Source organism: Mycobacterium sp. SMC-13 (genome assembly GCF_045311035.1).
Taxonomy (GTDB): domain Bacteria; phylum Actinomycetota; class Actinomycetes; order Mycobacteriales; family Mycobacteriaceae; genus Mycobacterium.
Genome location: NZ_JBJIAI010000015.1, coordinates 40,707 through 66,917 on the forward strand (window position 1 = coordinate 40,707; position 26,211 = coordinate 66,917).

The 26,211-nt window shown below is 68.0% G+C and carries 27 protein-coding genes; 11 read left to right on the forward strand and 16 right to left on the reverse strand.

The window, feature by feature from the left end:
• Nucleotides 1-18 precede the first annotated feature (18 nt).
• On the forward strand, nucleotides 19-231 hold the full coding sequence (locus ACJH6I_RS20935) for a DUF3073 domain-containing protein (RefSeq protein WP_060998895.1): 213 nt from the start codon (nucleotides 19-21) through the stop codon (nucleotides 229-231).
• A gap of 60 nt (nucleotides 232-291) precedes the next feature.
• Here ACJH6I_RS20935 and purM read toward each other — a convergent pair whose 3' ends face one another.
• Nucleotides 292-1,374 carry a phosphoribosylformylglycinamidine cyclo-ligase gene (purM, locus tag ACJH6I_RS20940; protein ID WP_020098790.1) on the reverse strand — a complete coding sequence of 361 codons (1,083 nt, stop codon included), beginning with the start codon at nucleotides 1,372-1,374 and terminating at the stop codon, nucleotides 292-294.
• Nucleotides 1,375-1,437: 63 nt separating this feature from the next.
• Complete coding sequence (gene purF / locus ACJH6I_RS20945) at nucleotides 1,438-2,970, reverse strand: amidophosphoribosyltransferase (protein ID WP_060998897.1); 1,533 nt, start codon at nucleotides 2,968-2,970, stop codon at nucleotides 1,438-1,440.
• A 216-nt stretch (nucleotides 2,971-3,186) separates the two neighbouring features.
• Between purF and ACJH6I_RS20950 the strand changes: the two genes are divergently transcribed.
• Nucleotides 3,187-4,530 carry a DoxX family protein gene (locus tag ACJH6I_RS20950; RefSeq protein WP_406784443.1) on the forward strand — a complete coding sequence of 448 codons (1,344 nt, stop codon included), beginning with the start codon at nucleotides 3,187-3,189 and terminating at the stop codon, nucleotides 4,528-4,530.
• 3 nt (nucleotides 4,531-4,533) lie between these two features.
• Here ACJH6I_RS20950 and ACJH6I_RS20955 read toward each other — a convergent pair whose 3' ends face one another.
• The 3 genes from ACJH6I_RS20955 to ACJH6I_RS20965 are packed head-to-tail and all read right to left on the reverse strand — an operon-like array spanning nucleotide 4,534 to nucleotide 7,730.
• Nucleotides 4,534-4,914: a sterol carrier family protein gene (locus tag ACJH6I_RS20955; RefSeq protein ID WP_406784444.1), complete on the reverse strand. Its 381-nt coding sequence runs from the start codon at nucleotides 4,912-4,914 to the stop codon at nucleotides 4,534-4,536.
• Nucleotides 4,915-4,967: 53 nt separating this feature from the next.
• Nucleotides 4,968-7,256 carry a phosphoribosylformylglycinamidine synthase subunit PurL gene (purL, locus tag ACJH6I_RS20960; RefSeq protein WP_212813463.1) on the reverse strand — a complete coding sequence of 763 codons (2,289 nt, stop codon included), beginning with the start codon at nucleotides 7,254-7,256 and terminating at the stop codon, nucleotides 4,968-4,970.
• A gap of 51 nt (nucleotides 7,257-7,307) precedes the next feature.
• Nucleotides 7,308-7,730, reverse strand: a complete 423-nt coding sequence (locus ACJH6I_RS20965; RefSeq protein ID WP_212813465.1) for a DoxX family protein — start codon at nucleotides 7,728-7,730, stop codon at nucleotides 7,308-7,310.
• Nucleotides 7,731-7,866: 136 nt separating this feature from the next.
• Between ACJH6I_RS20965 and ACJH6I_RS20970 the strand changes: the two genes are divergently transcribed.
• Nucleotides 7,867-8,037 (forward strand): hypothetical protein, encoded by a 171-nt coding sequence (locus ACJH6I_RS20970; protein ID WP_212813467.1) that lies wholly within the window; start codon nucleotides 7,867-7,869, stop codon nucleotides 8,035-8,037.
• Between the two features lie 4 nt (nucleotides 8,038-8,041).
• Here ACJH6I_RS20970 and ACJH6I_RS20975 read toward each other — a convergent pair whose 3' ends face one another.
• Both ACJH6I_RS20975 and ACJH6I_RS20980 read right to left on the reverse strand, forming a co-directional pair.
• Nucleotides 8,042-8,395, reverse strand: coding sequence for a VOC family protein (locus ACJH6I_RS20975; protein ID WP_020098783.1), 354 nt, complete (start codon nucleotides 8,393-8,395; stop codon nucleotides 8,042-8,044).
• Between the two features lie 9 nt (nucleotides 8,396-8,404).
• Nucleotides 8,405-9,664: a M18 family aminopeptidase gene (locus ACJH6I_RS20980; RefSeq protein ID WP_406784445.1), complete on the reverse strand. Its 1,260-nt coding sequence runs from the start codon at nucleotides 9,662-9,664 to the stop codon at nucleotides 8,405-8,407.
• A gap of 51 nt (nucleotides 9,665-9,715) precedes the next feature.
• Between ACJH6I_RS20980 and ACJH6I_RS20985 the strand changes: the two genes are divergently transcribed.
• Nucleotides 9,716-10,732 (forward strand): Dyp-type peroxidase, encoded by a 1,017-nt coding sequence (locus tag ACJH6I_RS20985; protein ID WP_212813471.1) that lies wholly within the window; start codon nucleotides 9,716-9,718, stop codon nucleotides 10,730-10,732.
• A complete protein-coding gene (locus ACJH6I_RS20990; protein ID WP_212813478.1) occupies nucleotides 10,729-11,526 on the forward strand; it encodes a family 1 encapsulin nanocompartment shell protein in 798 nt (265 codons plus the stop codon). The genes ACJH6I_RS20985 and ACJH6I_RS20990 overlap by 4 nt, the downstream gene beginning before the upstream one ends.
• A 107-nt stretch (nucleotides 11,527-11,633) precedes the next feature.
• On the opposite strand, the gene purQ is transcribed toward ACJH6I_RS20990, so the two are convergent.
• Nucleotides 11,634-12,308, reverse strand: coding sequence for a phosphoribosylformylglycinamidine synthase subunit PurQ (purQ, locus tag ACJH6I_RS20995; protein ID WP_064985390.1), 675 nt, complete (start codon nucleotides 12,306-12,308; stop codon nucleotides 11,634-11,636).
• Nucleotides 12,305-12,544 (reverse strand): phosphoribosylformylglycinamidine synthase subunit PurS, encoded by a 240-nt coding sequence (purS, locus tag ACJH6I_RS21000; RefSeq protein WP_020098778.1) that lies wholly within the window; start codon nucleotides 12,542-12,544, stop codon nucleotides 12,305-12,307. Before purS ends, purQ begins: the two co-directional genes overlap by 4 nt.
• A 111-nt stretch (nucleotides 12,545-12,655) precedes the next feature.
• Here purS and ACJH6I_RS21005 point away from each other — a divergent pair, with 111 nt between their 5' ends.
• Both ACJH6I_RS21005 and ACJH6I_RS21010 read left to right on the forward strand, forming a co-directional pair.
• Complete coding sequence (locus ACJH6I_RS21005) at nucleotides 12,656-13,306, forward strand: MBL fold metallo-hydrolase (RefSeq protein ID WP_212813480.1); 651 nt, start codon at nucleotides 12,656-12,658, stop codon at nucleotides 13,304-13,306.
• 17 nt (nucleotides 13,307-13,323) lie between these two features.
• Nucleotides 13,324-13,917, forward strand: a complete 594-nt coding sequence (locus ACJH6I_RS21010; RefSeq protein WP_212813482.1) for a phosphatase PAP2 family protein — start codon at nucleotides 13,324-13,326, stop codon at nucleotides 13,915-13,917.
• 4 nt (nucleotides 13,918-13,921) lie between these two features.
• Here ACJH6I_RS21010 and ACJH6I_RS21015 read toward each other — a convergent pair whose 3' ends face one another.
• The 3 genes from ACJH6I_RS21015 to ACJH6I_RS21025 all read right to left on the reverse strand — a co-directional run bounded on the left by ACJH6I_RS21015 (nucleotide 13,922) and on the right by ACJH6I_RS21025 (nucleotide 17,211).
• Complete coding sequence (locus tag ACJH6I_RS21015; RefSeq protein ID WP_406784446.1) at nucleotides 13,922-15,562, reverse strand: FAD-binding dehydrogenase; 1,641 nt, start codon at nucleotides 15,560-15,562, stop codon at nucleotides 13,922-13,924.
• A gap of 24 nt (nucleotides 15,563-15,586) precedes the next feature.
• Nucleotides 15,587-16,291, reverse strand: coding sequence for a DUF2334 domain-containing protein (locus ACJH6I_RS21020; RefSeq protein ID WP_406784447.1), 705 nt, complete (start codon nucleotides 16,289-16,291; stop codon nucleotides 15,587-15,589).
• A 368-nt stretch (nucleotides 16,292-16,659) separates the two neighbouring features.
• On the reverse strand, nucleotides 16,660-17,211 hold the full coding sequence (locus ACJH6I_RS21025) for a TetR/AcrR family transcriptional regulator (RefSeq protein WP_212813488.1): 552 nt from the start codon (nucleotides 17,209-17,211) through the stop codon (nucleotides 16,660-16,662).
• An 80-nt stretch (nucleotides 17,212-17,291) separates the two neighbouring features.
• Here ACJH6I_RS21025 and ACJH6I_RS21030 point away from each other — a divergent pair, with 80 nt between their 5' ends.
• Complete coding sequence (locus tag ACJH6I_RS21030) at nucleotides 17,292-17,738, forward strand: DoxX family protein (RefSeq protein WP_212813490.1); 447 nt, start codon at nucleotides 17,292-17,294, stop codon at nucleotides 17,736-17,738.
• Here ACJH6I_RS21030 and ACJH6I_RS21035 read toward each other — a convergent pair.
• Together ACJH6I_RS21035 and ACJH6I_RS21040 are read right to left on the reverse strand one after the other, a co-directional pair.
• Complete coding sequence (locus tag ACJH6I_RS21035) at nucleotides 17,667-19,823, reverse strand: S9 family peptidase (RefSeq protein WP_406784448.1); 2,157 nt, start codon at nucleotides 19,821-19,823, stop codon at nucleotides 17,667-17,669. The two genes, ACJH6I_RS21030 and ACJH6I_RS21035, sit on opposite strands and share 72 nt — an antisense overlap.
• Nucleotides 19,820-20,719, reverse strand: coding sequence for a phosphoribosylaminoimidazolesuccinocarboxamide synthase (locus tag ACJH6I_RS21040; RefSeq protein WP_267324618.1), 900 nt, complete (start codon nucleotides 20,717-20,719; stop codon nucleotides 19,820-19,822). The genes ACJH6I_RS21035 and ACJH6I_RS21040 overlap by 4 nt, the downstream gene beginning before the upstream one ends.
• A 30-nt stretch (nucleotides 20,720-20,749) precedes the next feature.
• Between ACJH6I_RS21040 and ACJH6I_RS21045 the strand changes: the two genes are divergently transcribed.
• The 3 genes from ACJH6I_RS21045 (at nucleotide 20,750) to ACJH6I_RS21055 (ending at nucleotide 23,514) form a co-directional block, all read left to right on the forward strand.
• Nucleotides 20,750-21,379: a hypothetical protein gene (locus ACJH6I_RS21045; RefSeq protein WP_406784449.1), complete on the forward strand. Its 630-nt coding sequence runs from the start codon at nucleotides 20,750-20,752 to the stop codon at nucleotides 21,377-21,379.
• A gap of 377 nt (nucleotides 21,380-21,756) precedes the next feature.
• A complete protein-coding gene (locus ACJH6I_RS21050) occupies nucleotides 21,757-22,620 on the forward strand; it encodes a cyclopropane mycolic acid synthase family methyltransferase (protein ID WP_406784450.1) in 864 nt (287 codons plus the stop codon).
• Nucleotides 22,621-22,629: 9 nt separating this feature from the next.
• Entirely contained in the window at nucleotides 22,630-23,514 is an 885-nt protein-coding gene (locus tag ACJH6I_RS21055; RefSeq protein WP_406784451.1) for a cyclopropane mycolic acid synthase family methyltransferase, read from the forward strand.
• Between the two features lie 57 nt (nucleotides 23,515-23,571).
• Here ACJH6I_RS21055 and ACJH6I_RS21060 read toward each other — a convergent pair whose 3' ends face one another.
• Both ACJH6I_RS21060 and purB read right to left on the reverse strand, forming a co-directional pair.
• A complete protein-coding gene (locus ACJH6I_RS21060; RefSeq protein ID WP_406784452.1) occupies nucleotides 23,572-24,789 on the reverse strand; it encodes a cytochrome P450 in 1,218 nt (405 codons plus the stop codon).
• The gene (gene purB / locus ACJH6I_RS21065) at nucleotides 24,786-26,204 is read right to left on the reverse strand and encodes an adenylosuccinate lyase (protein ID WP_406775112.1); all 1,419 of its coding nucleotides are present in this window, start codon (nucleotides 26,202-26,204) and stop codon (nucleotides 24,786-24,788) included. Before purB ends, ACJH6I_RS21060 begins: the two co-directional genes overlap by 4 nt.
• Nucleotides 26,205-26,211: the final 7 nt, after the last annotated feature.

A 26,211-nucleotide genomic window follows, 5' to 3' on the forward strand; every position in this document is an offset into this window, starting at 1 on the left:
TGCGCGAGGGGGTCCCTTATGGGCCGCGGCCGGGCAAAGGCAAAGCAGACCAAGGTTGCTCGAGACCTTAAGTACAGCTCACCGCAGACCGATTTCACTCGGTTGCAGCGAGAGCTCTCGAACGACTCCGTTGGTTACAGCTCCAGTGCCATCGATGACGACCTGGACGACGACTCGGGCGACGAGCCCGCCGGTCGCTGGGCCGTACCCGAAGACGACTGGCGTCACTAGACCCCACGAGCGGCCCTGAGTCCCAGGGCCGCAGGCCCAGCCCCGCGCGCGACCCGAAGGTCAGAAGCGCGGGTGCTGGCCCACCAGCTCGGCGCGAACGCTGCTCTTGCCACCCTTGTTGACGGTGCCCAGAGTCCAGCAGTCCAGGTGCCGGGCAGTCAGAATCGCCAGTGCGCGGTCGGTGTCCTCCGGCGCGACGACGGCGACCATGCCGACACCCATGTTGAACGTCTTCTCCATTTCGGCACGCTCCACGCGGCCGCGCTGGGCGATCATCTGGAACACCGGTGCCGGCGTCCAGGTACCGCGGTCCATCTCTGCGGTCAGGCCGTGCGGGATGACGCGTTCCAGGTTTCCGGCCAGTCCGCCGCCGGTGACGTGGCAGAAGGTGCGTACCTGGGTCTCGGCGGCCAGCGCGAGGCAGTCCTTGGCGTAGATCCGTGTCGGCTCCAGCAGCTCTTCGCCGAGCGTGCGGCCGAACTCCTCGACGTGCCCGGACAGGCTCATGCGGTCGATCTCGAGCAGCACCTTGCGGGCCAGCGAGTAGCCGTTGGAGTGTAGGCCGGTGGCGGCCATGGCGATGATCACATCGCCGGGGCGGACGTTCTCGGGGCCCAGCAGGTCGTCGGCCTCGACGACGCCGACGCCGGTCGCGGAGATGTCGTAGTGGTCGGGCTCCATGAGGCCCGGGTGCTCGGCGGTCTCACCGCCCAGCAGCGCACAGCCGGCCTGCACACAGCCCTCTGCGATGCCTGAGACGATCTCGGCGACGCGCTCGGGCACGGTGCGGCCCACGGCGATGTAGTCCTGCAGGAACAGCGGCTCGGCGCCACACACCACGAGGTCGTCCACGACCATCGCGACGAGGTCGATGCCGACGGTGTCGTGCTTGTCCATGGCCTGCGCCACGGCGAGCTTGGTGCCCACACCGTCGGTCGACGAAGCCAGCAGCGGCTCGCGGTACCCGGCTTTCAGGCCGAACAGCCCGGCAAAACCTCCGAGGCCACCCCGGACCTCGGGGCGGGTGGCCTTCTTGGCGTGGGGCTTGAACAATTCGACGGCGCGATCGCCTGCCTCGATGTCAACCCCCGCCGAAGCGTAGGAGGCGCCAATCGATTCAGCTCGCTCATCCTGGCTAGTCATCGGCCCCAAGGCTACCGGTCGCACCCTCGCGGATGCACGTCGCGCCTGTTGACGGCCGTCAGGTCAGGGACGGCGCAGGGCCGAGGCGTTGTCGTTGTCGGCAGTCAGCGGCAGGCCGGTGCGGGCCGCCGACGCCAGCATGTGCTCGACGACGTTCTTGCCGAGGGCGGCTTCACCTGGCAGTTCGATCGGGTAGTTGCCGTCGAAGCAGGCCGCGCACAGCCGGGTGGCGGGCTGCTCGGTGGCAGCGATCATGCCCTGGCGGCTGATGTAGCCGAGTGAGTCGGCGCCGATCGCGTGCCGGACCGCTTCGAGCATCTCGTCTTCGCTCGCCTCGGTGCTCTTGGCGTTGGCGATCAGCTCGGCGGGGGTGGCGAAGTCGATGCCGTAGAAGCATGGCCACTTCACCGGCGGCGACGCGATGCGTACGTGCACCTCGACAGCACCGGCCTCGCGCAGCATGCGGACCAGGGCGCGCTGGGTGTTGCCGCGGACGATCGAGTCGTCGACGACGATCAGCCGCTTGCCGCGGATGACTTCCTTCAGCGGGTTGAGCTTGAGCCGGATACCGAGCTGACGGATGGTCTGCGACGGCTGGATGAACGTGCGCCCGACGTAGGCGTTCTTCATGAGGCCCTGGCCGAACGGAATACCCGAGCCCTGCGCGTAGCCGACAGCCGCGGGTACGCCCGATTCGGGCACCCCGATCACCAGGTCGGCGTCGACGGGCTTCTCCTGGGCGAGCCTGCGGCCGATGTCGACGCGCGCGGCGTGGACCGAGCGGCCGGCGATGGTGCTGTCCGGGCGGGCCAGGTAGACGTACTCGAAGACGCAGCTCTTGGGCTCGGGGTTGGCGAACCGGGTGGAGCGCACGCCGTCGGCGTCGATGGCCAGCAGCTCACCGGGCTCGATGTCGCGGACGAACGAGGCGCCGACGATGTCCAGCGCCGCGGTCTCGGAGGCGACGACCCAGCCGCGGTCCAGCCGGCCCAGGGACAGCGGACGGACGCCGTGCGGGTCGCGCGCGGCGTACAGGGTGTTCTCGTCCATGAAGGTCAGGCAGAACGCGCCACGGACCGTCGGCAGCAGTTCCAGGGCGGACTGTTCCAGCGTCGAGTCGGCCGCGCCGTGCGCCAGCAGGGCGCCCAGGATGTCCGAGTCGGTGGTGGCGGCGACATGGCCACGCGCGTTGATCAGTCCGGCTTCGCGGGCCCGCGCCGCCAGTTCGGCGGTGTTGACCAGGTTGCCGTTGTGGCCGAGCGCGACGCCGGTGCCGGCGGCGGTGTTGCGGAACACCGGCTGGGCGTTCTCCCACGTCGTGGAGCCGGTGGTGGAGTAGCGGCAGTGCCCGACGGCGACGTGGCCGTGCATGGCGGCCAGGGTCTGCTCGTCGAACACCTGACTGACCAGACCGAGGTCCTTGAAGACCAGAATCTGCGATCCGTCAGCGACAGCGATACCTGCCGCTTCCTGCCCTCTGTGTTGCAGGGCATAGAGACCGTAGTAAGTGAGCTTTGCCACATCCTCGCCAGGGGCCCAGACCCCGAATACGCCGCATTCCTCGCGTGGCTCGTTCTCGGTCTGTTCGGTCACGATAGGGCTGCTCCCGGGGAGGCGGTTGGTGACGGGTTCGAGTCTACGGTCCCGTTGGGCGCGAAACGGAATCGAATCTTCCTTCTGTTGGCGCGTCGTACACCGTAGGCGTGTCGGCCGGGCCGGTTTCCGGCTCGGCCGCCGCGCCGCGGACGGCTTCGCGCGGGGGCGTCAGCCGTCTCATCAGCCCACTTCAATCCGGCTGTTTATATGGATTTCATGGCCAGTCAATTATCCGAGAGTTCCGGTTCCGTTGTCGCCGATCCCGTCGCCGCCGACCCCACCCGGCCATGGTCGACCGTGACGAAGATCGCATTCAGATTCTGCTTTCTGTACTTCGGTCTGTTCTGTGTGTTGTTCGCGCAGATCACCTTTGCCTTCTTCGGGATCGTCGGCGAGTGGCTGCCCAAGCTGGCGGTGATGTGGCAGATGACGCTGCTGGGCCCGCCACTGAGGTGGGTCGGTCGCGAGGTCTTCGGCGTCGACGCGGTGCTCCATCAGGACTCCGGCAGCGGCGATCAGACCGTCGTCTGGGTGATGGTCTTCACCCTGGCGGTCGTCGCGGCCGTCGGCACCGCGGTGTGGACGCTCATTGACCGACGGCGGCCCGACTACGCGCGGCTGTCGGCGTGGTTCCTGACCTTCCTGCGGTTGTGCGTCGCCGGCCAGATGCTCTTCTACGGGTTCGCCAAACTGGTGCCCACCCAGATGCCGTCTCCGCCGCCGTCCGCGCTGCTGCGGTCCTTCGGCGACTTGAGTCCGGCCTCTGTGCTGTGGCTGCAGGTGGGCAGCTCACACCCGTACGAGATGACGCTCGGCGCCGTGGAGGTACTGGCTGGATTGCTGATGTTCCTGCCGCGCACCGCGACCCTGGGCACGCTGCTCGGGCTGGCCAGCATGGCCCAGGTGTTCCTGTTGAACATGACGTTCGACGTGCCGGTCAAGATCCTGTCCGGACATCTGCTGCTGATGAGCCTGGTGCTGCTCGCGCCGCAGCTGCGTCGGCTGACGGACCTGTTCGTGCTGCAACGCCCGTCGGAGCCGGTGAGCCAACCCGCCCTGTTCAGCTCCGCGCGGGCCAATCGCAGAGCCGCCACCGTGCAGGCCGTGCTCGGGCTCTGGGTACTGGCCGGATGCGTCTTCGCGAGCTGGCAGGCGTGGCACGCCTACGGCGGCGGCATGGCCAAACCCGAGCTGTACGGCATCTGGGCGGTCCGGGAGTTCAGCGTTGACGGCAAGCCGCTGCCGCCACTGACGACCGATCAAACCCGTTGGCAACGGCTGGTTTTCGAGACCGACGGCGCCCTGACGTATCAGCGCATGAACGGCGAACTGGTCGACGCCCCCGCCACCATCAAGTCCGACACCATCACCGCGACCGGACCCGGCGGCGCGGCACTGGCCGAGCTGAAGGTCTCGCGGCCGGCGGCCCGGCAGCTGCAACTGACCGGCACGCTGCAGGGCCGTCCGGTACAGATCGCCCTCGATCAGGTCGACCTCGATCAATTCACGTTGCGCAACAGGGGCTTTCACTGGGTGCAGGAATACCCGTTCTTCAAGTGAGCGCTACAGCTCGACCAGCGGCAGCCACGGGCCGATCTCCGGTGCCCGCGACCCCGACAGCTCGACGACGCCCGTCGCGTCGTCGAGCGACAACAGCCCAGTGGCCAGTAGCAGCCAGGTGCGCGGGTCCGTCTCCACCACGTTGGGCGGATTGCCGCGGGTATGACTGAGGCCCGAAATGCACTGCACCGCAACGAAAGGCGGCACCCGCACCTCGACGCTGGCGCCGGGCGCGACGGCCGCCAGCGTGCGCGCCGTCAGCCGCACGGCCTCCGCGATCGCGGCGCGCGGCGGCGTTCCGGTCTGCTCGTCGCGCAGCCAGTCGGCGACGAGCAGCACCGCCGCCCGCGTCGCCGCCGGGTCGGGCGCCTTACGCGTCACCATCTCAGGGATTTGTGCACGATTTTCCGCGGTGGGCGCGGATTTTCGTGCACAAATCACTCATGGGAGAACAGGGCGGGCAGCACGCTCTCGGAAGTTGTGCGCAGTTCGTCCAGCGTGACGCTGAACTGACCCTGCACCTCGACCGAGTCGCTGCCCGGGTCCACCACACCGATACGGACGGCCGGCAGTTCGCGGGCCTCGCACATCGCCATGAAGCGGCTCTCCTCGGTGCGCGGCACCGCGACCAGCACCCGGCCGGACGACTCGGAGAACAGCTGCACAAACGGGTCCGCACCTTCCGGAAGCAGTACCCGGCAACCGGTTTCGCCGGCCAGCGCGGCCTCGACGACAGCCTGGATGAGCCCGCCCTCGGACAGGTCGTGGGCGGCCGAGATCAATCCGTCGCGCGAACCCGCGGTCAGCACCTCGGACAACAGCTGCTCGCGCGCCAGGTCCACCCGAGGCGGGACGCCACCGAGGTGATCGGCCGTGACCTGGGCCCACACCGAACCGTCGAACTCGTCATGGGTGTCGCCGAGCAGGATCAGCGTCTCGCCCGGCTCCAGGCCGATGCCGGTCGGGATGCGGCGGTGCACATCATCGATGACGCCGAGCACGCCGACCACCGGAGTCGGCAGGATGGCCGTCGAGCCGGTCTGGTTGTAGAAGCTGACGTTGCCGCCGGTGACCGGAATACCAAGGGCCGCACAGCCATCCGCGAGGCCGCGCACGGCCTGCGAGAACTGCCACATGACGCCCGGGTCCTCCGGCGAGCCGAAGTTGAGGCAGTTGGTGACGGCCACCGGCGTCGCGCCGGTGACGGCGACGTTACGGAAGGCTTCTGCCAGCGCCAGCTGCGCGCCGGTGTACGGGTCCAGCTGGGTGTAGCGGCCCGACGCGTCGGTCGAGACGGCGATGCCGCGGCCGGTGGCCTCGTCGATGCGCAGGACGCCGCCGTCGGCGTGCTCGGCCAGCACGGTGTTGCCGCGGACATAGCGGTCGTACTGCTCGGTGATGAACGCGCGGCTGCACAGGTGCGGGCTGCCGAGCAGCTGCAGCAGGGTGGCGCGCAGCTCGTCGCCGGTCTTGGGCCGCGGGAGTTTCGCCGACGTGTCGGCGATCAGCGCGTCCTGGGTGTCCGGGCGCTCGACCGGCCGCTCATAGACGGGGCCCTCGTGCGCGACGGTGCGCGGCGGCACGTCGACGACGGTCTCGCCGTGCCAGCTGATCTTCAGCCGGTCACCGTCGGTGACCTCACCGATGACCGTCGCCAGGACGTCCCACTTGCGGCAGACGGCCATGAACGCATCGACGTTCTCCGGCGTCACGACGGCGCACATGCGCTCCTGCGACTCGCTGGAAAGCACCTCAGCCGGGGTCATGCCGGTCGCGCGCAGCGGCACCTTGTCGAGGTCGATGTGCATGCCACCGTCGCCGGCCGATGCCAGTTCCGAAGTGGCACAGGACAATCCGGCGCCACCGAGATCCTGGATACCGACCACCAGGTGGGCTGCATACAGCTCCAGGCAGCACTCGATCAGGACTTTCTCGGTGAACGGGTCGCCCACCTGAACCGACGGCAGCTTCTTGCGGCCGGCGCCCGACTCGTCGCCGGAGAAGGTGTCGGAGGCCAGCACCGAGACGCCGCCGATGCCGTCCAGTCCCGTGCGGGCGCCGAACAGGATGATCTTGTTGCCGGTACCCGACGCGAACGCCAGGTGCAGGTCCTCGACGCGGAGCGCGCCCACGCAGAGGGCGTTCACCAGCGGGTTGCCGGCGTACGACGGGTCGAAGATGGTCTCGCCGCCGATGTTCGGCAGGCCCAGCGAGTTGCCGTAGCCGCCGACGCCGCGGACGACGCCGTCGAGCACGCGGCGGGTGTCGGGCGCGTCGGCCGCGCCGAAGCGCAGCTGGTCCATCACCGCGACCGGGCGGGCGCCCATGGCCATGATGTCGCGGACGATGCCGCCGACGCCGGTGGCCGCGCCCTGGTAGGGCTCGACGTACGACGGGTGGTTGTGCGATTCGACCTTGAAGGTGACGGCCCAGCCGTCACCGATGTCGACGACGCCGGCGTTCTCGCCGATACCGGCCAGCATGCCGGCGCGCATCTCGTCGGTGGTGGTCTCACCGAAGTAGCGCAGATGCACCTTGGAGGACTTGTACGAGCAGTGCTCGCTCCACATCACCGAGTACATGGCCAGCTCGGCATCGGTGGGCCGACGGCCGAGGATCTCGCGGATGCGCTGGTACTCGTCATCCTTGAGACCGAGCTCGCGATACGGCTGCGGCTGGTCGGGCGTGGTAGTCGCGTTATTGACGGTATCGACCGAGGACGTCACGCAGAGAGTCTATCGTTGCGGAACTTGCCCGCCCGCCACGGCGAGCGCCGGCTACTCGTCGCCGCTGACCAGCACCTTGAGCAGCGCCGGCCGCCGCAGGATGAGCGCGCCCCAGATCAAGAGTCCGAAGGCCACCGCGAAGACCACGGGGAACCACGCCTCTTGGTGCATGTCGATGGTCACGGCACCGCCGAGATAGGCCGTCAGCCCGACCGCGCCCAGCACTGCGGTGCGGGGGATCACCCACACGATGATGCAAGCCAGCAGCACCCACCCGATGACGTACGTCTGGTAGGGCGGGAAGCCGATGCCCTCGGTCGCGGTGCGGGCGAACTCCATCCCGAGAATCTTCGGAATGGCATCGGCCAGCAGGAACAGCAGGAGGAAGGCGCTCAGGACGAGGCCGGCCTTCTGCGGTGTGGTGCGACCGGCCCACACGGCCCGTGATTGCGATACATCCTTGGCGTCGGCCATGGCGGACTCCGTTCTCGATCGGCGGTTCAACACTAGGTCGACTCGCCCGAAGGCGGGAACTCATCGCGGCGGCCCTCATAGCGGGCTGCTAGGTAGGACCCATCGGGGCCTCATCCCGCACTCTTAGCGTGGCCGGATGAGACTTCACATCGGACTCAACCGGGGTGCGATCGCGGTACTGGCCGTGATCGCGGCCCTGGTGTGTATCTGTGCCGGCGCCATCGTCGTCGCGTCCAAGGCGTGGCATGCCGCGTCGGAGCCGGTGGTGTCCACCGGCGTCGAACTGGTCGAGCAGGCCGGTCCCTAGCCCGTCAGGCCGCGCCCGCGATGCAGAACGCGTTGCCCTCCGGGTCGGCCAGCACCACCCAGCGGGCCACCTCGCCGAAGGCATGGCGTTCGGTTTCCGTCGCGCCCGCGGCTTTGAGGCGCTCGAGCTCGGGCTCGATGTCGCCTTCGAGGTGGAAGTCCAGGTGCAGCCGGTTCTTGCCGGGCGTCGGGTCGTCGACCTGCTGGAAGCCCAGATTCGGGCCCTCCGGGAAGTTGACGACGAAGAACTCCCCCGGCATCAGGGTGTGCACCTTGCCGCCGAATTGCGCGGCCCACCAGTCGGCGAGGGCCTGCGCGTCGGTGCAGTCGAATGTGACCATCTCCACTTTGAGTGCCATGGTCAAACTCTAGGCGGGTGCCAGGAACGCCTGCAGCGCCGCGGCGTAGGCCGGCACGTCGAGCGCGCCCATCACCTCGCGTGCCGAGTGCATGGCCAGCTGCGCGGCGCCGACGTCGACGGTCGGGATGCCGGTGCGGGCGGCGGTCATCGGTCCGATCGTCGATCCGCACGGCAGGTCGGCGCGGTGCTCGTACCGCTGCAGCGGTACCCCGGCTTGCGCGCAGGCCAATGCGAACGCCGCGGCGGTCCGGCCGTCGGTGGCGTACCGCAGGTTGGGTTGCACCTTGAGCACCGGGCCGCCGTTGACCTGGATGAGGTGCCCCGGTTCATGCCGCTCCGGGTAGTTCGGGTGCGTGGCGTGCGCCATGTCGCCCGAGGCCACCATCGAGCCGGCCAGCCGGCGCAGCAGATCCTCGCGCGTTCCGCCAGCCGCCAGCACGATGCGCTCCAGCACCGTCGGCAGCAGATCGGACTGCGCGCCGTGGTCGGACGTCGACCCGACCTCTTCGTGGTCGAACAGCGCCAGCACCGGAACGTAGTCGGCAGCCGGCGCGGCCAGGAACGCCTCCAGCCCGGCGTAGCAGGTGCCCTGGTTGTCGAGCCGGGGTGCGCTGACGAGCTCACTGTCGGCGCCGATCAGCCGGGAGGGCGTCAGGTCGTGCGTCATCAGGTCGGCGGCCAGGACGTCGGCGCCCTCGACGCCCGCCCGCTCGGCGACGAAGGCCACGAAGTCCCGGGTTCCGGTCCCGACGCCCCACACCGCGTTGACGTGCCGCTGCGGATCGAGGCTGACGCCCTTGCGGTCGTCGGACAGGTGGATGGCCAGCTGCGGCACCCGCAGGATCGGGTCGTCGATCCGGACCAGGACGTCCTCGACGGTGTTGCCGCGCCGTACCGAGAGCCGGCCACTGATGCCGAGGTCGCGGTCCAGCCACGAGTTCAGCCACGCGCCGCCGTAGGGCTCGAGCGCCACGACCTGCCAGCCGCTGACGAACCGGTCCGGGTGCTGCTTGACCCGCAGGTTGGGGCTGTCGGTGTGGCCGCCGACGATGCGGAAGGGGTTCGGCGCGTCCGTCGCCCGCCACGCCACCAGCGAGCCGGCCCGCACCGTGAAGTAGTTACCGGGAGAGGCGGGCCAGGCGTCGGTCTCGGCGAGTTCGGTGAACCCGGCGGCGGTCAGCCGCGCGGCCACCGTCGCGCACACATGGAAGGGTGAGGGCGACGCGTCGATGAACCCGCAGAGGCCTGCGGCAGTAGCTCCGGTCATGAGGCCATCATCACCCGGAAATCCGTTGCCGTTGCCGCTAGGGTCGAGTTCGTGTGTCCCGCACGGCCTCAGCCCGTTCTCACCACGTTGACATCTGCTGCCATCTTTCTCATCGCCACCATCGATGAGGGCGCCGAGCCCGAAGTGCACGATGCGCTCACCGGGCTGTCCGGACTCGTTCGGGCAGTTGGATTCCGCACGCCCGCAAGCCGTCTGAGCCTCGTGACCGGCATCAGCTCGGACGCCTGGGATCGCTTGTTCAGCGGGCCGCGGCCGGCCGGGCTGCATGAGTTCCCGGAATTGCAGGGTGCGCGTCACCACGCGCCGTCGACGCCGGGCGACCTGCTGTTCCACATCCGGGCGAACGCCATGGACGTGTGTTTCGAGCTGGCCAGCCAGATTCTGAAGTCACTCGACGGCGCGGTGACGGTGATCGACGAGGTCCACGGATTCAAGTTCTTCGAGAACCGCGACCTGCTCGGCTTCGTCGACGGCACCGAGAACCCGGACGGACCGGATGCCGTGGTCGCGGCACTGGTCGGCGACGACGATCCCGAATTCGCCGGTGGCAGTTACGTTCACGTGCAGAAGTACCTGCACGACATGGCGTCGTGGGAGTCGCTCAGCGTCACCGAGCAGGAACGGGTGATCGGCCGGAGCAAGCTCGAGGACATCGAGATGGCCGACGACGTCAAGCCGCCCAACTCACACCTGGCCCTCAACGTCATCGAGGACGACGACGGTAACCAACTGCAGATCGTGCGGGCCAACATGCCGTTCGGCCGCGTCGGCTCAGGGGAATTCGGCACGTACTACATCGCGTACTCGGCCGACCCGGCCGTCACCGAACGCATGCTGCGCAACATGTTCATCGGCGATCCGCCGGGCAACACCGATCGCATCCTGGATTTCTCCACGGCGGTCACCGGAGTGTTGTTCTTCACTCCCACAGTCGATTTCCTCGATGCCCCGCCGCCCCTGCCCGCCGCAGCACCGGCCGAACCCGAAGCCCAACCCACGTCAACTGGCACCCTGTCCATCGGCAGTCTGAAAGGTCAACCGCAATGAACAACCTGTACCGCGATCTCGCTCCGATCACCGCGGCCGCGTGGGCCCAGATCGAAGAGGAGGCCGCCCGGACGTTCAAGCGGCACATCGCCGGCCGTCGCGTCGTCGACGTGAGCGAGCCGGGTGGACCGAAGACGGCCGCGGTCAGCACCGGCCATCTCGTCGATGTCACGTCGCCGGCCGACGGTGTGGTGGCGCACCTTCGGGAAGCCCGGCCGCTGGTGCGGCTGCGGGTGCCGTTCACGGTGACCCGCACGGCGATCGACGACGTCGAGCGCGGCGCGCAGGACTCCGACTGGGATCCGGTGAAGGAAGCCGCCAAGAAGCTGGCGTTCTCGGAGGACCGGGCGATCTTCGAGGGCTACCCGGCCGCGCAGATCGAGGGCATCCGCGCCGCCAGCTCCAACCCGGCGCTGGCGCTGCCGAGCGACCCGCGGGGCTACCCGGACGTGATCTCCCAGGCGCTGTCCGAGCTGCGGCTGGCCGGTGTGGACGGGCCGTACTCGGTGCTGCTGTCGGCGGAGGCCTACACCAAGGTCAGTGAGACCACCGAGCACGGCTACCCGCTGCTGGAGCACCTCAACCGACTGGTCGACGGTGAGATCATCTGGGCGCCCGCCATCGATGGCGCGTTCGTATTGTCCACGCGCGGAGGCGATTTCGATCTGCAGCTGGGCACCGACGTGACCATCGGCTACCTGTCGCACGATGCCGAGACGGTGCAGCTGTACCTGCAGGAGACGCTGACGTTCCTCTGCTACACCGCGGAAGCGTCGGTCGCGCTCGACAGCTGATCTACTCGTTGATCCCGCCGCCAGTTGACCCTGTACCCAGGGCGCATTCGTTCGAGCGAGGTGCGCCCTCAGGTCAGGGTCAACAGGTCGGGCAAGCCAGAACGGCGTCAGGCGCTCAGGACCGCGTCGAGTGCCGAGAAGAAGATGCCGAGTCCGTCGTCGGACGGGCCGGTGAGGGCCTCGGTGGCGTGCTCGGGGTGCGGCATCAGGCCGACGACGCGGCCGTTGGCCGAGCTGATCCCGGCGATCGAGCGCATCGAGCCGTTCATGTTGTCGCGGTAGCGGAAGACCACGCGACCTTCGCCTTCGAGCTCGTCGAGCACGCTCTCCGACGCGACGTACCGACCCTCACCCGACTTGAGCGGGATCAGGATGTCGGCGCCGGGTTCATAGCGGCTGCTCCACGCGGTCGACGTCGCGGTCACCTCGAGCCACACGTCGCGGCAGATGAAGTGCAGACCCTCGTTGCGGGTCAGCGCGCCCGGCAGCAGCCCGGCCTCGCACAGCACCTGGAAGCCGTTGCAGATGCCCAGCACGGGCATGCCCTTGCCGGCCGCTTCGACGACCGAGGTCATGACGGGCGCGAACTTGGCGATGGCGCCGCAGCGCAGGTAGTCGCCGTACGAGAAACCGCCGGGGACGATGACGGCGTCGACGCCCTTCAGGTCCGGATCGGCGTGCCAGAGGCTGACGGCCTCGCCGCCGACGGCCCGGACGGCGCGCGCCGCGTCGACATCGTCGAGCGTGCCGGGGAAGGTGATGACACCGACCTTGGTGGTCATGCGTTCTCCCGGTGCACCGAGAAGTCCTCGATGACGGTGTTGGCCAGCAGCGTCTCGGCGACGTGCTCCAGCGTCTCGTCGGACACGGTGTCGTCGACCTCGAGCTCGAAGCGCTTGCCCTGGCGGACGTCGGACACTCCGGTGATCCCGAGGCGCCCCAGCGCTCCCACAATCGCCTGGCCTTGCGGGTCCAGGATTTCGGCCTTGGGCATCACGTGCACAACGACGCGGGCCACGCGCGCTCCTTTGTTCGGGTCGGATTGCTCTGCCGAGGCGAGCGTAGCGACGGGAAGACATCTGTACTCTACCGGCGCCCTTGTGCGCCGCGATGCCCGCACAATGGACTGATGGAGCTGACGCACTTCGGACATTCCTGCCTGTTGGCCCGATTCACCGACGGTGACGCGCAGGCGACGGTCCTGTTCGACCCGGGCAACTTCTCGCACGGGTTCGAGGGCATCACGGGACTGGACGCCATCCTGATCACTCATCAGCACCCCGACCACGCCGATCCGGCCCGGCTGCCGGCCCTGGTCGAGGCGAATCCGCAGGCCAAGCTGTATGCCGACCCCATGACCGCGGCGCAGCTGGGTGGCGCGTGGCAGGCCGTGCACGTCGGCGACACGGTGTCGATCGGTCACCTGACGGTGCGCGGCGCAGGCGGCAAGCATGCGGTGATCCACCCGGAGATTCCGATCATCGACAACATCTCGTACCTGGTCGGTGATGCTGGTCACGCTGCCCGCCTGATGCACCCGGGCGACGCGCTGTTCGTGCCGGACGAGCCGGTCGAGGTGCTGGCCGCACCGGCCGCCGCTCCGTGGATGAAGATCGCCGAGGCCGTCGACTTCCTGCGGGCCGTCGCGCCGCAGCATGCGGTGCCGATCCATCAGGGCGTCGTCGCCGAGCAGGCCAAGGGCATCTACTACGGCCGCCTCGACGAGATGACCGACACCGACTTCCGGGTGCTGACGCCCGAGCAGGAGATGCGGTTCTGAACGCGCGACGGTTCTTGGTGTGGTGGCCGCTTGTCGGGTTCACCGCGATGATCGCGCTGGGCATCGTCGTCCGGTCGGGTGACTCGGCCGTGGATCACTGGTTCATGCAGACGTCGCGCGCACTGCTCGGCGACCACCCGTACTGGATGCTGCTGCTCAACCGCGTCAAGGTGCTGGTACCGCTCTATCTGCTGGCTGTGGGCATCCCGCTGTGGCGACGCGAGTGGCGGCTGGCCACCGTGGCCGCGTTGTGCCCGGTCATCTCGATCATCGGCGCCAAGGTGCTGAAGGTGCTGTTCGGCCGGCCCTGGTACGGCGAGAATCTGGCGTATCCCAGCGGCCACACCACCGTGGCGATCACCGTCGCGGCCATGCTGGTGCTCGGGATCGGGGTGCACGCGTGGAGCGTCACGATCGCGACGATCGGCGCCGCCATCCCGTCTATCGGCATGGCCAGCAACCACTTCCACTACTTCACCGACATCATCGGCGGCGCGCTCTATGCCACGTCGATGGTGTGCCTGGCGGTCCTGGCCGCCGGCCCGCAGGTACTGCATCGTTCCCCGCGCGCCAGGGGCGCCGACCGCGTGCAGTCACCCGCCGGCGGCTAGGAACTCAGCCGACGGCGCGGGCCGCGGCACGTCCGGCGGCGCGGCCGGAGAAGATGCAGCCACCCAGGAAGGTGCCTTCCAGCGCCCGGTAGCCGTGCACACCGCCGCCGCCGAAACCGGCCGCCTCGCCGGCCGCGTACAGTCCCTCGAGCACCGCACCCTCTGGTGTCAGCACCCGCGAGTCGAGGTCGGTGTGCAAGCCGCCCAAGGACTTTCGGGTCAGGATGTGCAGCTTGACGGCGATCATCGGGCCGGCCTTGGGGTCGGTCAGTTTGTGCGGTCCGGCGATGCGCGCCAGCCGGTCCGGCAGGTACGAGCGTGCGGCCCGGTAGGCCACGGTCTGGCCGTCGCTGGTGAGCTTGCTGGTCATCTCCTTGTCGCGGGCGTTGACCTCGGCCTCGACGGTCGCGTAGTCCAGCGGTTCGACGTCGGGCACCTTGTTCATGGCAGAAACCAAGTCGCGCAACGTGTTCGCCGACACGAAGTCCACGCCCTTGTCGACGAACGCGCGGACCGGAGCCGGGCCGCCGCCCCGGCTACGCCCCAGCACTTCCCGCAGGTTCTTGCCGGTGAGGTCGGGGTTCTGCTCCTGTCCGGAGAGCCCGAATTCCTTGGCGATGATGCTCTGGTCGAGTACGAACCACGTGTAGTCGTAACCGGTTTGGCAGATGTACTCCAGCGTGCCCAGGGTGTCGTAGCCCGGGTACAGCGGGTCGGGCAGCCGCTTGCCGGTGGCGTCCAGCCACAGCGACGACGGCCCGGGCAGGATGCGGATACCGTGCAGCGGCCAGATCGGGTCGTAGTTGGTGATGCCCTCGGTGTAGTGCCACATCCGGTCGTTGTTGATGACGCTGGCGCCGGCCGCCTGGCTGATGCCGAGCATGCGGCCGTCGACGTGCGCGGGCACACCGGACAGCAGCTGGCCGGGCACCCGGCCCATGCGCTTGGGCCAGTTCTGGCGCACCAGGTCGTGGTTGCCGCCGATGCCACCACTGGCGACGATCACCGCCTGCGCGCGGAACTCGAACTCCCCCACGGTGTTACGCGATGACGCCTCTCCACGGGCGGTGGTCGACAGTTCCAGCACCGCGCCGCGCACGCCGGCGACGGCGCCTTGATCGACAATCAGTTCGTCGACCCGATGCCGGTGTGCGAAGCGCACTTTGGGGTGCCCGACGACCCGTCGCGCGAAGATGTCGACCAGTGCCGGGCCGGTACCCCAGGTGATGTGGAAGCGCGGCACCGAGTTGCCCGGCCCCTTGCCGTCCCAGCCGCCGCGTTCGGCCCAGCCGACCAACGCGAAGGTCTGCAGGCCCCGCTCGCGCAGCCAGCTGCGCTTCTCGCCGGCGGCGAAGTCGACGTAGGCGCGGGCCCACTGCTCGGGCCAGTGGTCCTCGTCGCGGTCGAAACCTGCTGTGCGCAGCCAATCTTCCAGCGCCCGCTCGTAGCTGTCGCGGATACCGACCCGTCGCTGTTCGGCGCTGTCGACGAAGAACAGCCCGCCGAACGACCAGAACGCCTGGCCACCGATGTTGGCCTCGTTCTCCTGGTCGACGACCAGAACCGACCGGCCCCGCTCGAGCAGTTCGGCGGCGGCGACCAGCCCGGCCAGCCCGGCCCCCACGACGATGACGTCAGCGTCCATGGGGCCACGCTAGCGTCCCGGGCGTCAGGCCGCGTCAGTTAGTGCCGGGTCGGGCGTCCACTCGTAGGCCGCGGGTGCGCAGCCGTGCATGAGTGAGAGGTCGATGGCGTCGAGCATGGCCTGGCGCGGCCCGGTCCGCCGCAGCTGACCGGCGGCCACTGCGAGCCGGACGGTGCCCCCGCGCCGGGCCGTGCGCTCGGCGGCCAGCACCAGGGTGCGACACCACCAGGGTTCGGTGAGAAACCCCTCGCCGATACCGAAGACCCGCGACCGCAAGGTGGTGGACCGCACCAGGTCGGTGATGCCCGCATCGCCGGCCAGGAGCCGGAAGCCGTTGCGCGGCAACGCGGTCACGGTGCCCTGTGACGCCGTCCAACCGGGCGCGGCGAACAAGCGGGTGCGCAGGCCGAGGTGTTCGAGCACCCGGTCGGCGCCCATCAGGCGCAGGTTGGCCTCGTGTGCGGGCAGGGCGGCGAATTCGCCGCGACGCTTCTTGCTGGCCGCTTCGTCGAACCCGTGCAGGACAACAGCGGCCCCCGCCGCGCGGCGTTTGGTCAACCACTCGACCGTGGGGATGTCACGCTCCAGCCGGTAGCCGCCTTTGAGCCGCGGGGCGACCAGCAGCGACGCCGGAATCTGCCGGGCGTCGAGCTCGGTGCAGAAGTCGGCGACGTCACCCAGCGTGCGGTCCCGGATCCCCGAGATCGAGACGATCAATTGGCCAGCCATGTAAGCAGTGTGACAACGTCAGGTGTCCCGTCGGTTGCCGTGACATTGGTGCCGCCTGAACACTGCCCCTTTTTCTCGCCTGCTCCCCCTGCCGCCTTTCAGCGCGAGCGGCCGTGTTTGTCCGGCGACACGCCGACCTACGTGTACAAAACGCGGCCACTCAGCAGCCACGAGCGGCACCTTCCTGCACACAGATTGCGGCGTGTTGCCGTACAGACACGGCCGCTCAGCAGTTGTGAGCGCGACCCTTCTGCACGCAAATAGCGGCGTGTTGCCGTACAAACACGGCCGCTCGCGGGAAGTGGGGGCAGCGGGAAGTGGGGGTGGGAGGCGCGAGGTGGGGGCGGGAGATGGGGCTAGCCGGAGAGCTAGCCGGAGAAGAGGATGCGGGCGAGGCGTTCGGCGGTGTCGACGGGATCGGGGTCGGTGACCGCGCCGTTGAGGGTCAGCAGCGCGAAACCGTGGACCAGAGACCACGCGGCCAGGGCCGAGCCCTCGGGGTCGTTCTGGGCATTGGGATCAACCAGGGTCGCCACGCCGCCGGTGAGTTCGGCGGCCGCCTCGGCTTCGGCGGCTCGCAGGTCCGGGTCGGATGCGTCGTAGAGCATCTTGTCGAACATGACGGCGTAGTGGCCGGGGTGGTCGAGGGCGAACTGCACGTAAGCCCGTGCCGCATAGGCGAATTCCGGCTCCGCCTCAGCGAGGGCAGCCGCCAGCTGCGTGAAGCCCTCGGTCGCCAGCGCGGTGAACAACCCCCGCCGATCGGTGAAGTGGTGCGCCGGCGCCGCGTGCGATACTCCGGCCGCGCGGGCCAACTCGCGCAGCGAGATGCTGTCGGCGCCACGTTCGGCGACGAGCGCGGCCGCCTGCTCCAGGATGACGGCCTTCAGATCGCCGTGGTGGTAGCTCTGCCTGGCCATGTCCGCATCCTATCTTGACAGTGTCAAGTTCCAGGATATCCTTCAATCTAGACGTCGACTAGATTACGGAGGCGCAGCCCATGGCCGTTCTTCTCGCTCTCGTGCTGGGCAGCCTGGCCGCACGCGTCGCCGGCTGGCTCGGGGTCGGCTACGTCGACAGCTGGCCGAGCGCCATCGCGGTCGGCTTGGCCCTGATGTTCTTCATGACCGGCGTCGCACATTTCACCCCGGGCATGCGGCGCGACATGATCGCGATCGTCCCGCCGCGGCTGCCGTCGCCGGAACGACTGGTGGCCATCACCGGCGTGCTGGAGCTGCTCGGCGCCGTCGGGCTCCTGTTCCCGCCCACGCGTGTCGCGGCCGCCATCTGCCTGTTCCTGCTGATGCTGGCCATGTTCCCCGCCAACATCTACGCCGCGCAGATGCCCGACACCCCGCCCTCCATGGCGTCGAACCTAGGCGTGCGCTCCGTCCAGGAGGTCATCTACCTGGCCGCTGCCATATTTGTCGCGGTCCGCGGTGGCTAGCACCCAGGCGTACTGGAACGCGGCTTCCTTCCAGCGTTCGTAGCGCCCACTGGTGCCGCCGTGCCCGGCCGCCATCTCGGTCTTGAGCAAGACGGGATGGTCGTCGGTCTTGGTACTGCGCAGCGCGGCAACCCATTTCGCGGGCTCGACGTAGTACACGCGGGTGTCGTTGAGCGACGTCATCGCCAGAATCGCCGGGTAGTCCTGAGCCGTCACGTTCTCGTACGGCGTGTAGGACTTCATGTAGTCGTAGACGGCCTTGTCCGCCAACGGGTTACCCCACTCGTCCCACTCGGTGACGGTGAGCGGCAGCGACGGGTCGAGGATGGTGGTCAGCGCGTCGACGAAGGGCACCTGGGCGAGGATGCCGGCGAACAGGTGCGGCGCCATGTTGGCGACGGCACCCATCAGCAGGCCACCGGCACTGCCACCGAGCGCCACGAGATTCTCCGGCCTGGTGACGCCCGTGGCGATCAGATGCTCTGCGGCGCTGATGAAGTCGGTGAAGGTGTTCTTCTTCTCCAGCAGCTTGCCGTGCTCGTACCAGCCACGCCCCAGCTCACCGCCGCCACGCACGTGCGCGACGACGAACACCACGCCGCGGTCCAGCAGCGACAGCCGGGCGATCGAGAAACGGGGGTCCTCGCAGGACTCGTAGGCGCCGTAGCCGTACAGCAGCGCGGGCGCCGGGGTCGGCGCGCCCACCCGCTGGATGATCGACAACGGCACCTTCGTACCGTCGGCGGCCACCGCCCAGTCCCGGCGCTCGAGGTAGTCCTCGGGCCGGTAGTCACCAAGAACCGGCTGCTCGCGCAACAGGATTCGTTCACCGGTGGCCAGGTCCAGGTCATAGATCCGCACCGGGATGACGAACGACGTCGCCCCCACCCGCAGCCGCGGCGACGACCAGTTCGGGTTGCCCGACAGGCCGACCGACATCAACTCCGACTCGAACGCGATCTCCTGGGTCTCGCCGTAGTTGCCGTCGGAATCGAAGGGCCACAGCTGGATTCGCGGCAACGCCTCCCGCCGATAGCTCACCACCAACTGGTCGGCGAACGCATCGACGCCATCGAGGCGGACGTCGTCGCGGTGCTCGATGAGCGTGCGGGCGCCGTCGAGGCTCGTCAGCGGAGCATCGGACACCGGCACATCGACCAGCGTGAAGTTCTCGGCGCCGTCGTTATGCAGGATCAGGAACCGATCCTCGCCGCCGACCACCGCGTGCTCGACCGAATATTCGACGGAGTCCTTGCGCGGCAACACCACTTTGAATTCGGCCTTGGCGTCGCCCGCGTCGGCGTAACGCACCTCGGAGGTGACGGCACTGCCCGCGGCGATGAAGATGTACTTGTCACTGCGGGTGCGGCCCACGCCCACCCAGAACCGCTCGTCGGACTCGTGGTGCACCTTCTCACCGGGCAGCCCGGAGCCCAGTCGGTGACGCCAGACGGTGTCCGGCCGCCAGGCGTCGTCGACCGTGACGTAGTAGAGCGTCCGGTTGTCGGCCGCCCAGGTGCCGCCGGCGCCGATGCCGGTGATCCGGTCGTCGTACAGCTCACCGGTGCGTAAGTCCTTGAACTTCAACGTGTATCGCTCGTCGCCCACGGTGTCGACGGAGTAGGCGAGGATGTTGGCGTCGACGCTGACGGTGGCCGCGCCGAGCGAGAAGAAGTCGTGGCCCTCGGCCTCGACGTTCTCGTCCAGCAGCACCTGCTCGCCGGGGACCTCGGTGTGCTCATCGAGCTGCGGCGGGGTCCAGTCGTCGGGATCGCTGATGGGGCACCGGCAATGCACGCTGTACTGCTTGCCCTCGAAGCTGCGGGCGTAATACCACCAGTCGCCGCGTCGGGTCGGCACCGACAGGTCGGTCTCTTTGGTACGGGCCTTGATCTCGTCGAAGATCTTCTGCCGCAGCGGTTCCAGTGGTGCGGTGACTTCCTCGGTGTAGGCGTTCTCCGCGTTCAGGAGCGCGAGCACCTCGGGGTCGTTCTTGTCGCGCAGCCACTCGTACGGGTCGATGAACACGTCGCCGTGGTGTTCGCGGCGGTGATCGACCTTCTTGGCGATCGGCGGGGTGCTCACGCGCCGATCCAATCGGCAAAGCGGCGACCCGAAATCCGTTCGTACGCTTCGATGTACCGCGCCCGGGTGGCCTCGACGATGTCGTCGGGCAACGCCGGCGGCGGGGTGTCGCCGGCGCGATCCCAGCCGGAGTCCGGACCGGTCAGCCAGTTGCGGACGAACTGCTTGTCGAAGCTGGGCTGCACCACACCTTCGGTGTAACCGTCGACCGGCCAGTATCGCGACGAGTCCGGCGTCAGCACCTCGTCGGCGAGGACCAGCCCGCCGTCGGCATCGACTCCGAACTCGAACTTGGTGTCCGCCAGGATGATTCCCTTGGTCAGCGCGTGCGCGGCGGCGGCGCTGTAGACCTTCAGTGTCGCGTCGCGCAGCTGCTCGGCCCGCTCGGCGCCCACCAGCTTCACGACGGCGTCGAACGCGATGTTCTCGTCGTGCGCACCGATCTCGGCCTTGGTCGCCGGCGTGAACAGCGGCTCACCGAACCTGCTGGCCTCGGTCAGCCCGTCGGGCAGCGCAATGCCGCACACCTGGCCCGTCTTGCGGTAGTCGATGAGCCCCGAACCGGTCAGGTAGCCGCGCGCCACGCACTCGACCGGCATCATTTCCAGGCTGCGCACCACCAGGGCACGGCCCAGCACCTCGGCGGGGATGCGCTCGTCGTCGGCCGGGCCGGCGAGGTGGTTGGCGGTGCCCAGCTGCTCGGCCAGATAGTCGAAGAAGAAGACGCTCATGGCGGTGAGCACGCGGCCCTTGTCCGGGATCTCGCTGTCGAGGACGTAGTCGAAAGCCGAGATCCGGTCCGATGCGACGAACAGCAGGTGGTCGTCGTCGATGCGGTACAGGTCGCGAACCTTGCCGCTGGTCAGATGCCGGTAGTCGGACAAAGCTGGGCGCATCGGACCACCCTATCTGTTGGGATGGTTGGCATGAGTTCGCGCTATGTGCCCTACGCCCGGACGCCGGGCCGGTTGCTCGCCCAGCTGACCAGCGACGTCGTCGCGCTGGTGTGGTTCGTCATCTGGATCTCCGTCGGCGTCGCGGTGCACAGCGCGATCGCCACCATCGCCGACGTCGGGCGTCAGGTGCACGACGGCGCCGACGGTGTTGCGGACAGCCTGGCCTCGGCCGGCCACAATGCCGACGGCATTCCCCTGATCGGGAAGGCGTTCGGGGCCCCGTTGCGGTCAGCCGGCCACGCCGCGGTCGACATCGCGGGCGCGGGCGACAGCCTGAACAGCACCGCCAGCTGGCTGGCCTGGGTGCTCGCACTGGCGGTGGCGCTGCCGCCGATCCTCGCCGTCGCGATGCCGTGGCTGGTGCTGCGGATCAGGTTCTTCCGCCGGAAGTGGACGGCCGTGACGCTGGCGTCGACCGACGCCGGCGAACAGCTGCTGGCGTTGCGGGCGCTGGCCAACCGGCCGCTGGCAAAGCTGACCGAGGTTTCCGACGATCCGGTGACCGCGTGGCGCACCCACGACACCGTCGCGATCCGGAAGCTGGCGGCGCTGGAACTGCGGTCGGCCGGTCTCCGGCCGGCCCGGCCCACGTCGTCCTAACGGATGACACCGACCGATCGTGGGCGTTTGCTCTTGCATTGCCGCTGAGTCGTTGCTTCACTGGTAAGCCGTCGGCACTATCTTTCAGGGCTTCTCTGGCTGATCGCTCCAGCAGCGCGGGCGCCGCCAGACCGCGAATTCCTGCGCTGCCGATCGCTGCGCCGATCTCGCTCCAGCAACCGGGCAAATCATCAATTTCGGCGCCTCACCCATCCAACTGAAACCTGGCAACGAATACCAGTTGTCGTGCTCGTGAACCGTGCGGGCACCACAAACGTGTACAGGGCACAGCACTTCCCTACGAGCCGTCGGAGTCGCCGGCTGAGCAGGCGTGCGCGCGATCAGCATTCTCAGGCCGTCGGCCTGGAGAGGAAGCCATGGCAGAAAAACTCAAACCGCATTTTGCGGACGTCCAGGCGCATTACGACCTGTCAGATGATTTCTTCAGACTGTTTCTGGATCCGAGCCAGACCTACAGTTGTGCCTATTTCGAACGCGACGACATGACGCTCGAACAGGCCCAGTTGGCGAAGATCGACCTCGCGTTGGGCAAGCTGGGCCTCGAACCGGGAATGACGCTGCTCGACATCGGCTGCGGCTGGGGCGCGACGATGCGACGCGCAATCGAGAAATACGACGTCGACGTCGTCGGGCTGACGTTGTCGAAAAACCAAGCCGCACATGTCAATCGACTGTTCGACGGCCTGGACACCACGCGCTCGCGGAAGGTTCTGCTGGAGGGCTGGGAGGAGTACGACGAACCGGTGGACCGCATCGTGTCGATCGGCGCCTTCGAGCATTTCGGCCACGACCGCTATCCGGCGTTCTTCCGGATGGCCTACGACGCGCTCCCGCCCGACGGCGTCATGCTGCTGCACACCATCTGCGGCATCAAGCCGGCGCAGGCCGCCGAACTCGGTGTACCACTGACTTTCGAGCTGGCGAGGTTCATCAAGTTCATCCTCACCGAGATCTTCCCGGGCGGCCGGCTGCCGTCCATCCAGATGGTCTGTGACCAGGCCGGTGCGGCCGGATTCCGGGTGACTCGGGTGCAATCGCTGCAGCCGCACTACGCGCGGACCCTGGATCTGTGGGCCGAGGCGCTGGAGGCACATCGCGATGAGGCCATCGCAATCCAGTCGGTGGAGGTCTACGACCGGTACATGAAATACCTGACGGGTTGCGCGGACATGTTCCGTCGCCGCCAGGTCGACATCAACCAGTTCACACTGGAGAAGTAGGCCCGGTTCATGCCATCTGGTTCCCATGACGACCTGCGACCGCATTTCGAAGAAGTGCAAGCCCACTACGACCTGTCAGACGATTTCTTTGCGCTGTTCCAAGACCCCTCCCGTACCTACAGCTGCGCCTATTTCGAACCGCCGACGCTCACCCTCGAGGAAGCGCAGCTCGCCAAGATCGATCTCAACCTCGACAAACTCGATCTCGAACCCGGAATGACGTTGTTGGACATCGGGTGTGGCTGGGGTGCCACCGTCAAACGCGCAGTCGAGAAGTACGACGTCAACGTCATCGGATTGACCCTGTCGAAGAATCAACAGGCCTTCACGCAGCAACTGCTGGACGGCATCGACAGCGACCGGACCCGCCGGGTGCTGCTACACGGCTGGGAGGAGTTCGACGAACCCGTCGACCGGATCGTGTCCATCGAGGCCTTCGAGCATTTCGGTTTCGAACGCTATCCGGATTTCTTCAAGAACTGCTTCGAGATTCTGCCCGCCGACGGCCGGATGACGATTCAGAGCAGCGTCGGCTTCCATCCGTACCAGCTGAATGCGGACGGGAAGAAGGTGACTTTCGAGACCGCACGGTTCATCAAGTTCATCGTCACCGAGATCTTCCCGGGCGGCCGGATACCGACGACAGACATGATGGTCGAACACGGCGAACGGGCCGGTTTCGTCGTCCCCGAAGCCATATCCCTACGGCCGCACTACATCCGGACGCTCAAGACGTGGGGTGACGCACTCGAGGCCAACCACGAGAAGGCGGTGGAAATCCAATCCGAGGAGGTCTACCAGCGCTTCATGAAGTATCTGCGCGGGTGTGAACGCTACTTCACCGAAGGTCTGCTCGACGTCACCCTGGCCAGCTATCACAAGCGCGCGGCCTAGAAACCTTCGTGATTTGTGCACGATTTTCCGCGCCACCCGCGGAAAATCGTGCACAAATCACGACAGGGAAATCCAGAGGTGCCGGAGTCCGGTGTGCCGGTTGCTGCGGGTCCATTCCGGCGGCTCGACGACCCGGATGTCGGGGAACCGGGTGAGCAGCTCCTCGAACAGCACCCGCAGCTCCAGCCGCGCCAGGTTGGCTCCCAGGCAGTAGTGCAGTCCCTGCCCGAATCCCAAGTGTGGGTTGGGCTTCCGGGTCACGTCGAACGTCATGGGGTCGGCGAACACCAGCTCGTCACGGTTGGCCGAACCTTCCCACACGACCACCTTCTGTCCCGCCTCGATATCGCAGCCGCCGAGCGACACGGCACACGTGGCGGTGCGCCGCTTGGACGGCGACGGTGACGTCCAGCGCACCATCTCCTCGATCGCCGACGGCAGCAGCGACAGGTCGGCGCGTAGCAGCGCCAGCTGAGATGGGTTCTCGCACAGGGCCAAAAGCCCGCCGGCCACCGAGTTCCGGGTGGTCTCGGCGCCCGCACTGAACAGTAGGTTGAAGAACAGGTACACCTCGAGATCGGATACCCCCTCGGCGTTGGCCACCACCGACAGCATGTCGTCGGTCGGCTCGGCTCGCTTGGCAGCGATCAGCTCCATGCCGAAGTTGTACATCCGGGAGCCGGCTTCCTCCACGGACAACCGGGTGATGGCGGCCTTGCGCGAGCCGCCGAAATCGAAGCTCGGCTCGATGGCCTCGAACAGCCAATGTCGTTGCGACTCAGGGATGCCCATCAGGATGCAGATCATCTGCATGGGCAGCTCGGCGGCGATGTCGACCAGGAAGTCGAACGGCACCCCCGGCGACACCGCGTCCAGCAGGGCCTGGCTGCGCACGCGAAGGTCGTCCTCGACCCGCGCGATCATCCGCGGCGTCAGCCCCGACGACACCAGCCGCCGAATCTCCGCGTGCCGCGGGTCGTCCATCATGTTCAGCACCTGGCCGGCGATCGACAGGTCCTGGATCAGCGTCCCGCCGAACGGGCGTGCACCGCCCGTCACCGACGAGTATGTGACCGGATCCCGCAGCACCGCAAGGGTTTCCGCATGTGTGGCGACCGACCAGAAGCCTTCGCCGTCCGGGGTGTTCTCGGTCGGCTCGTGCCAGTACACCGGAGCTTCCGCGCGGTGCCGTGCGAACAACTCGTGCGGGAAGCCCGACGCGAAGTTGTCGAGGTCGGTCAGGTCAACCCCGGCCAAGCTTCCCGCCAAGGTCACAGGATGGCGCCCGAGGTGTACTTGGCCGCTTCCGGGTACTGCGCGACCAGACGGTCCACCGCCGCGACGACGGCGTCGACCTGGTCACCGGCGGCGCCGCTGAACGCCTGCTTGTCGGCCAGCGCCGCGTCGAGCTCGACGCGGTCCAGCGGGAGGCGCGAGTCGGCTGCCAGCCGGTCCAGAAGGTCTGGCTCCAAACCCTTTTCGCGCATCGCGAGCGCGACGGCGACGGCGTGCTCCTTGATGACCTCGTGCGCGGTCTCGCGGCCGACACCGGCGCGCACCGCCGCCATCAGGATGCGGGTCGTCGCCAGGAACGGCAGGTAGCGGTCCAGCTCGCGCTGGATCACGGCCGGGTAGGCGCCGAACTCGTCGAGCACCGTCAGGAACGTCTCGGTCTGTCCGTCGATGGCGAAGAACGCATCGGGCAGCGCGACGCGGCGCACCACCGAGCAGAAGACGTCGCCTTCATTCCATTGCGCCCCAGCCAGTTCCGCGGCCATGGAGCCGTAACCACGAAGGACGACCTGCAGGCCGTTGACGCGCTCGCACGAGCGGGTGTTCATCTTGTGCGGCATGGCCGAGGAGCCGACCTGCCCGGGCGCGAAGCCCTCGGTGGCCAGTTCGTGGCCGGCCATCAGCCGGATGGTGTGCGCGAACGACGACGGGCCGGCGCCCAGCTGCACCAGCGCGGACAGCACGTCGTGGTCCAGCGACCGCGGGTACACCTGCCCGACGGAGGTGAAAACCTCGGTGAATCCCAGGAATTCCGCAACCCGGCGCTCCAGGTCGGCCAACCGCGAGGCGTCACCGCCGAACAGATCCAGCATGTCCTGCGCGGTGCCCATCGGGCCCTTGATGCCGCGCAGCGGGTAGCGGTCGATCAGCTCCCGCAGCCGGGTCAGCGCGACCAGGGTCTCCTCGGCGGCCGAGGCGAACCGCTTGCCGAGGGTGGTGGTCTGCGCCGCGACGTTGTGCGAGCGGCCGGCCATCACCAGGTCGCGGTACAGCGCGGCGCGCTCGGCGAGCCGGGCCACCACCGCGACGCCGTGCGAGAACACCAGTTCCAGCGACTGCCGGATCTGCAGCTGCTCGACGTTCTCGGTGAGGTCGCGGCTCGTCATGCCCTTGTGGACGTGCTCGTGGCCGGCCAGCGCGTTGAACTCTTCGATGCGCGCCTTGACGTCGTGCCGGGTGACGCGTTCGCGCGCGGCGATGGAATCCAGGTCGACCTGGTCCAGCACCCGCTCGTAGTCCTCAACGACGCCGGACGGCACGGCCACGCCCAGTTCGGACTGCGCGCGCAGCACGGCCAGCCACAGCCGGCGTTCGGCGACGATCTTGTTCTCCGGCGACCAGATGGCCACCATCTCGTCGCTGGCGTAACGATTGGCCAGCACGTTGGGGATGCTCACGGGACTA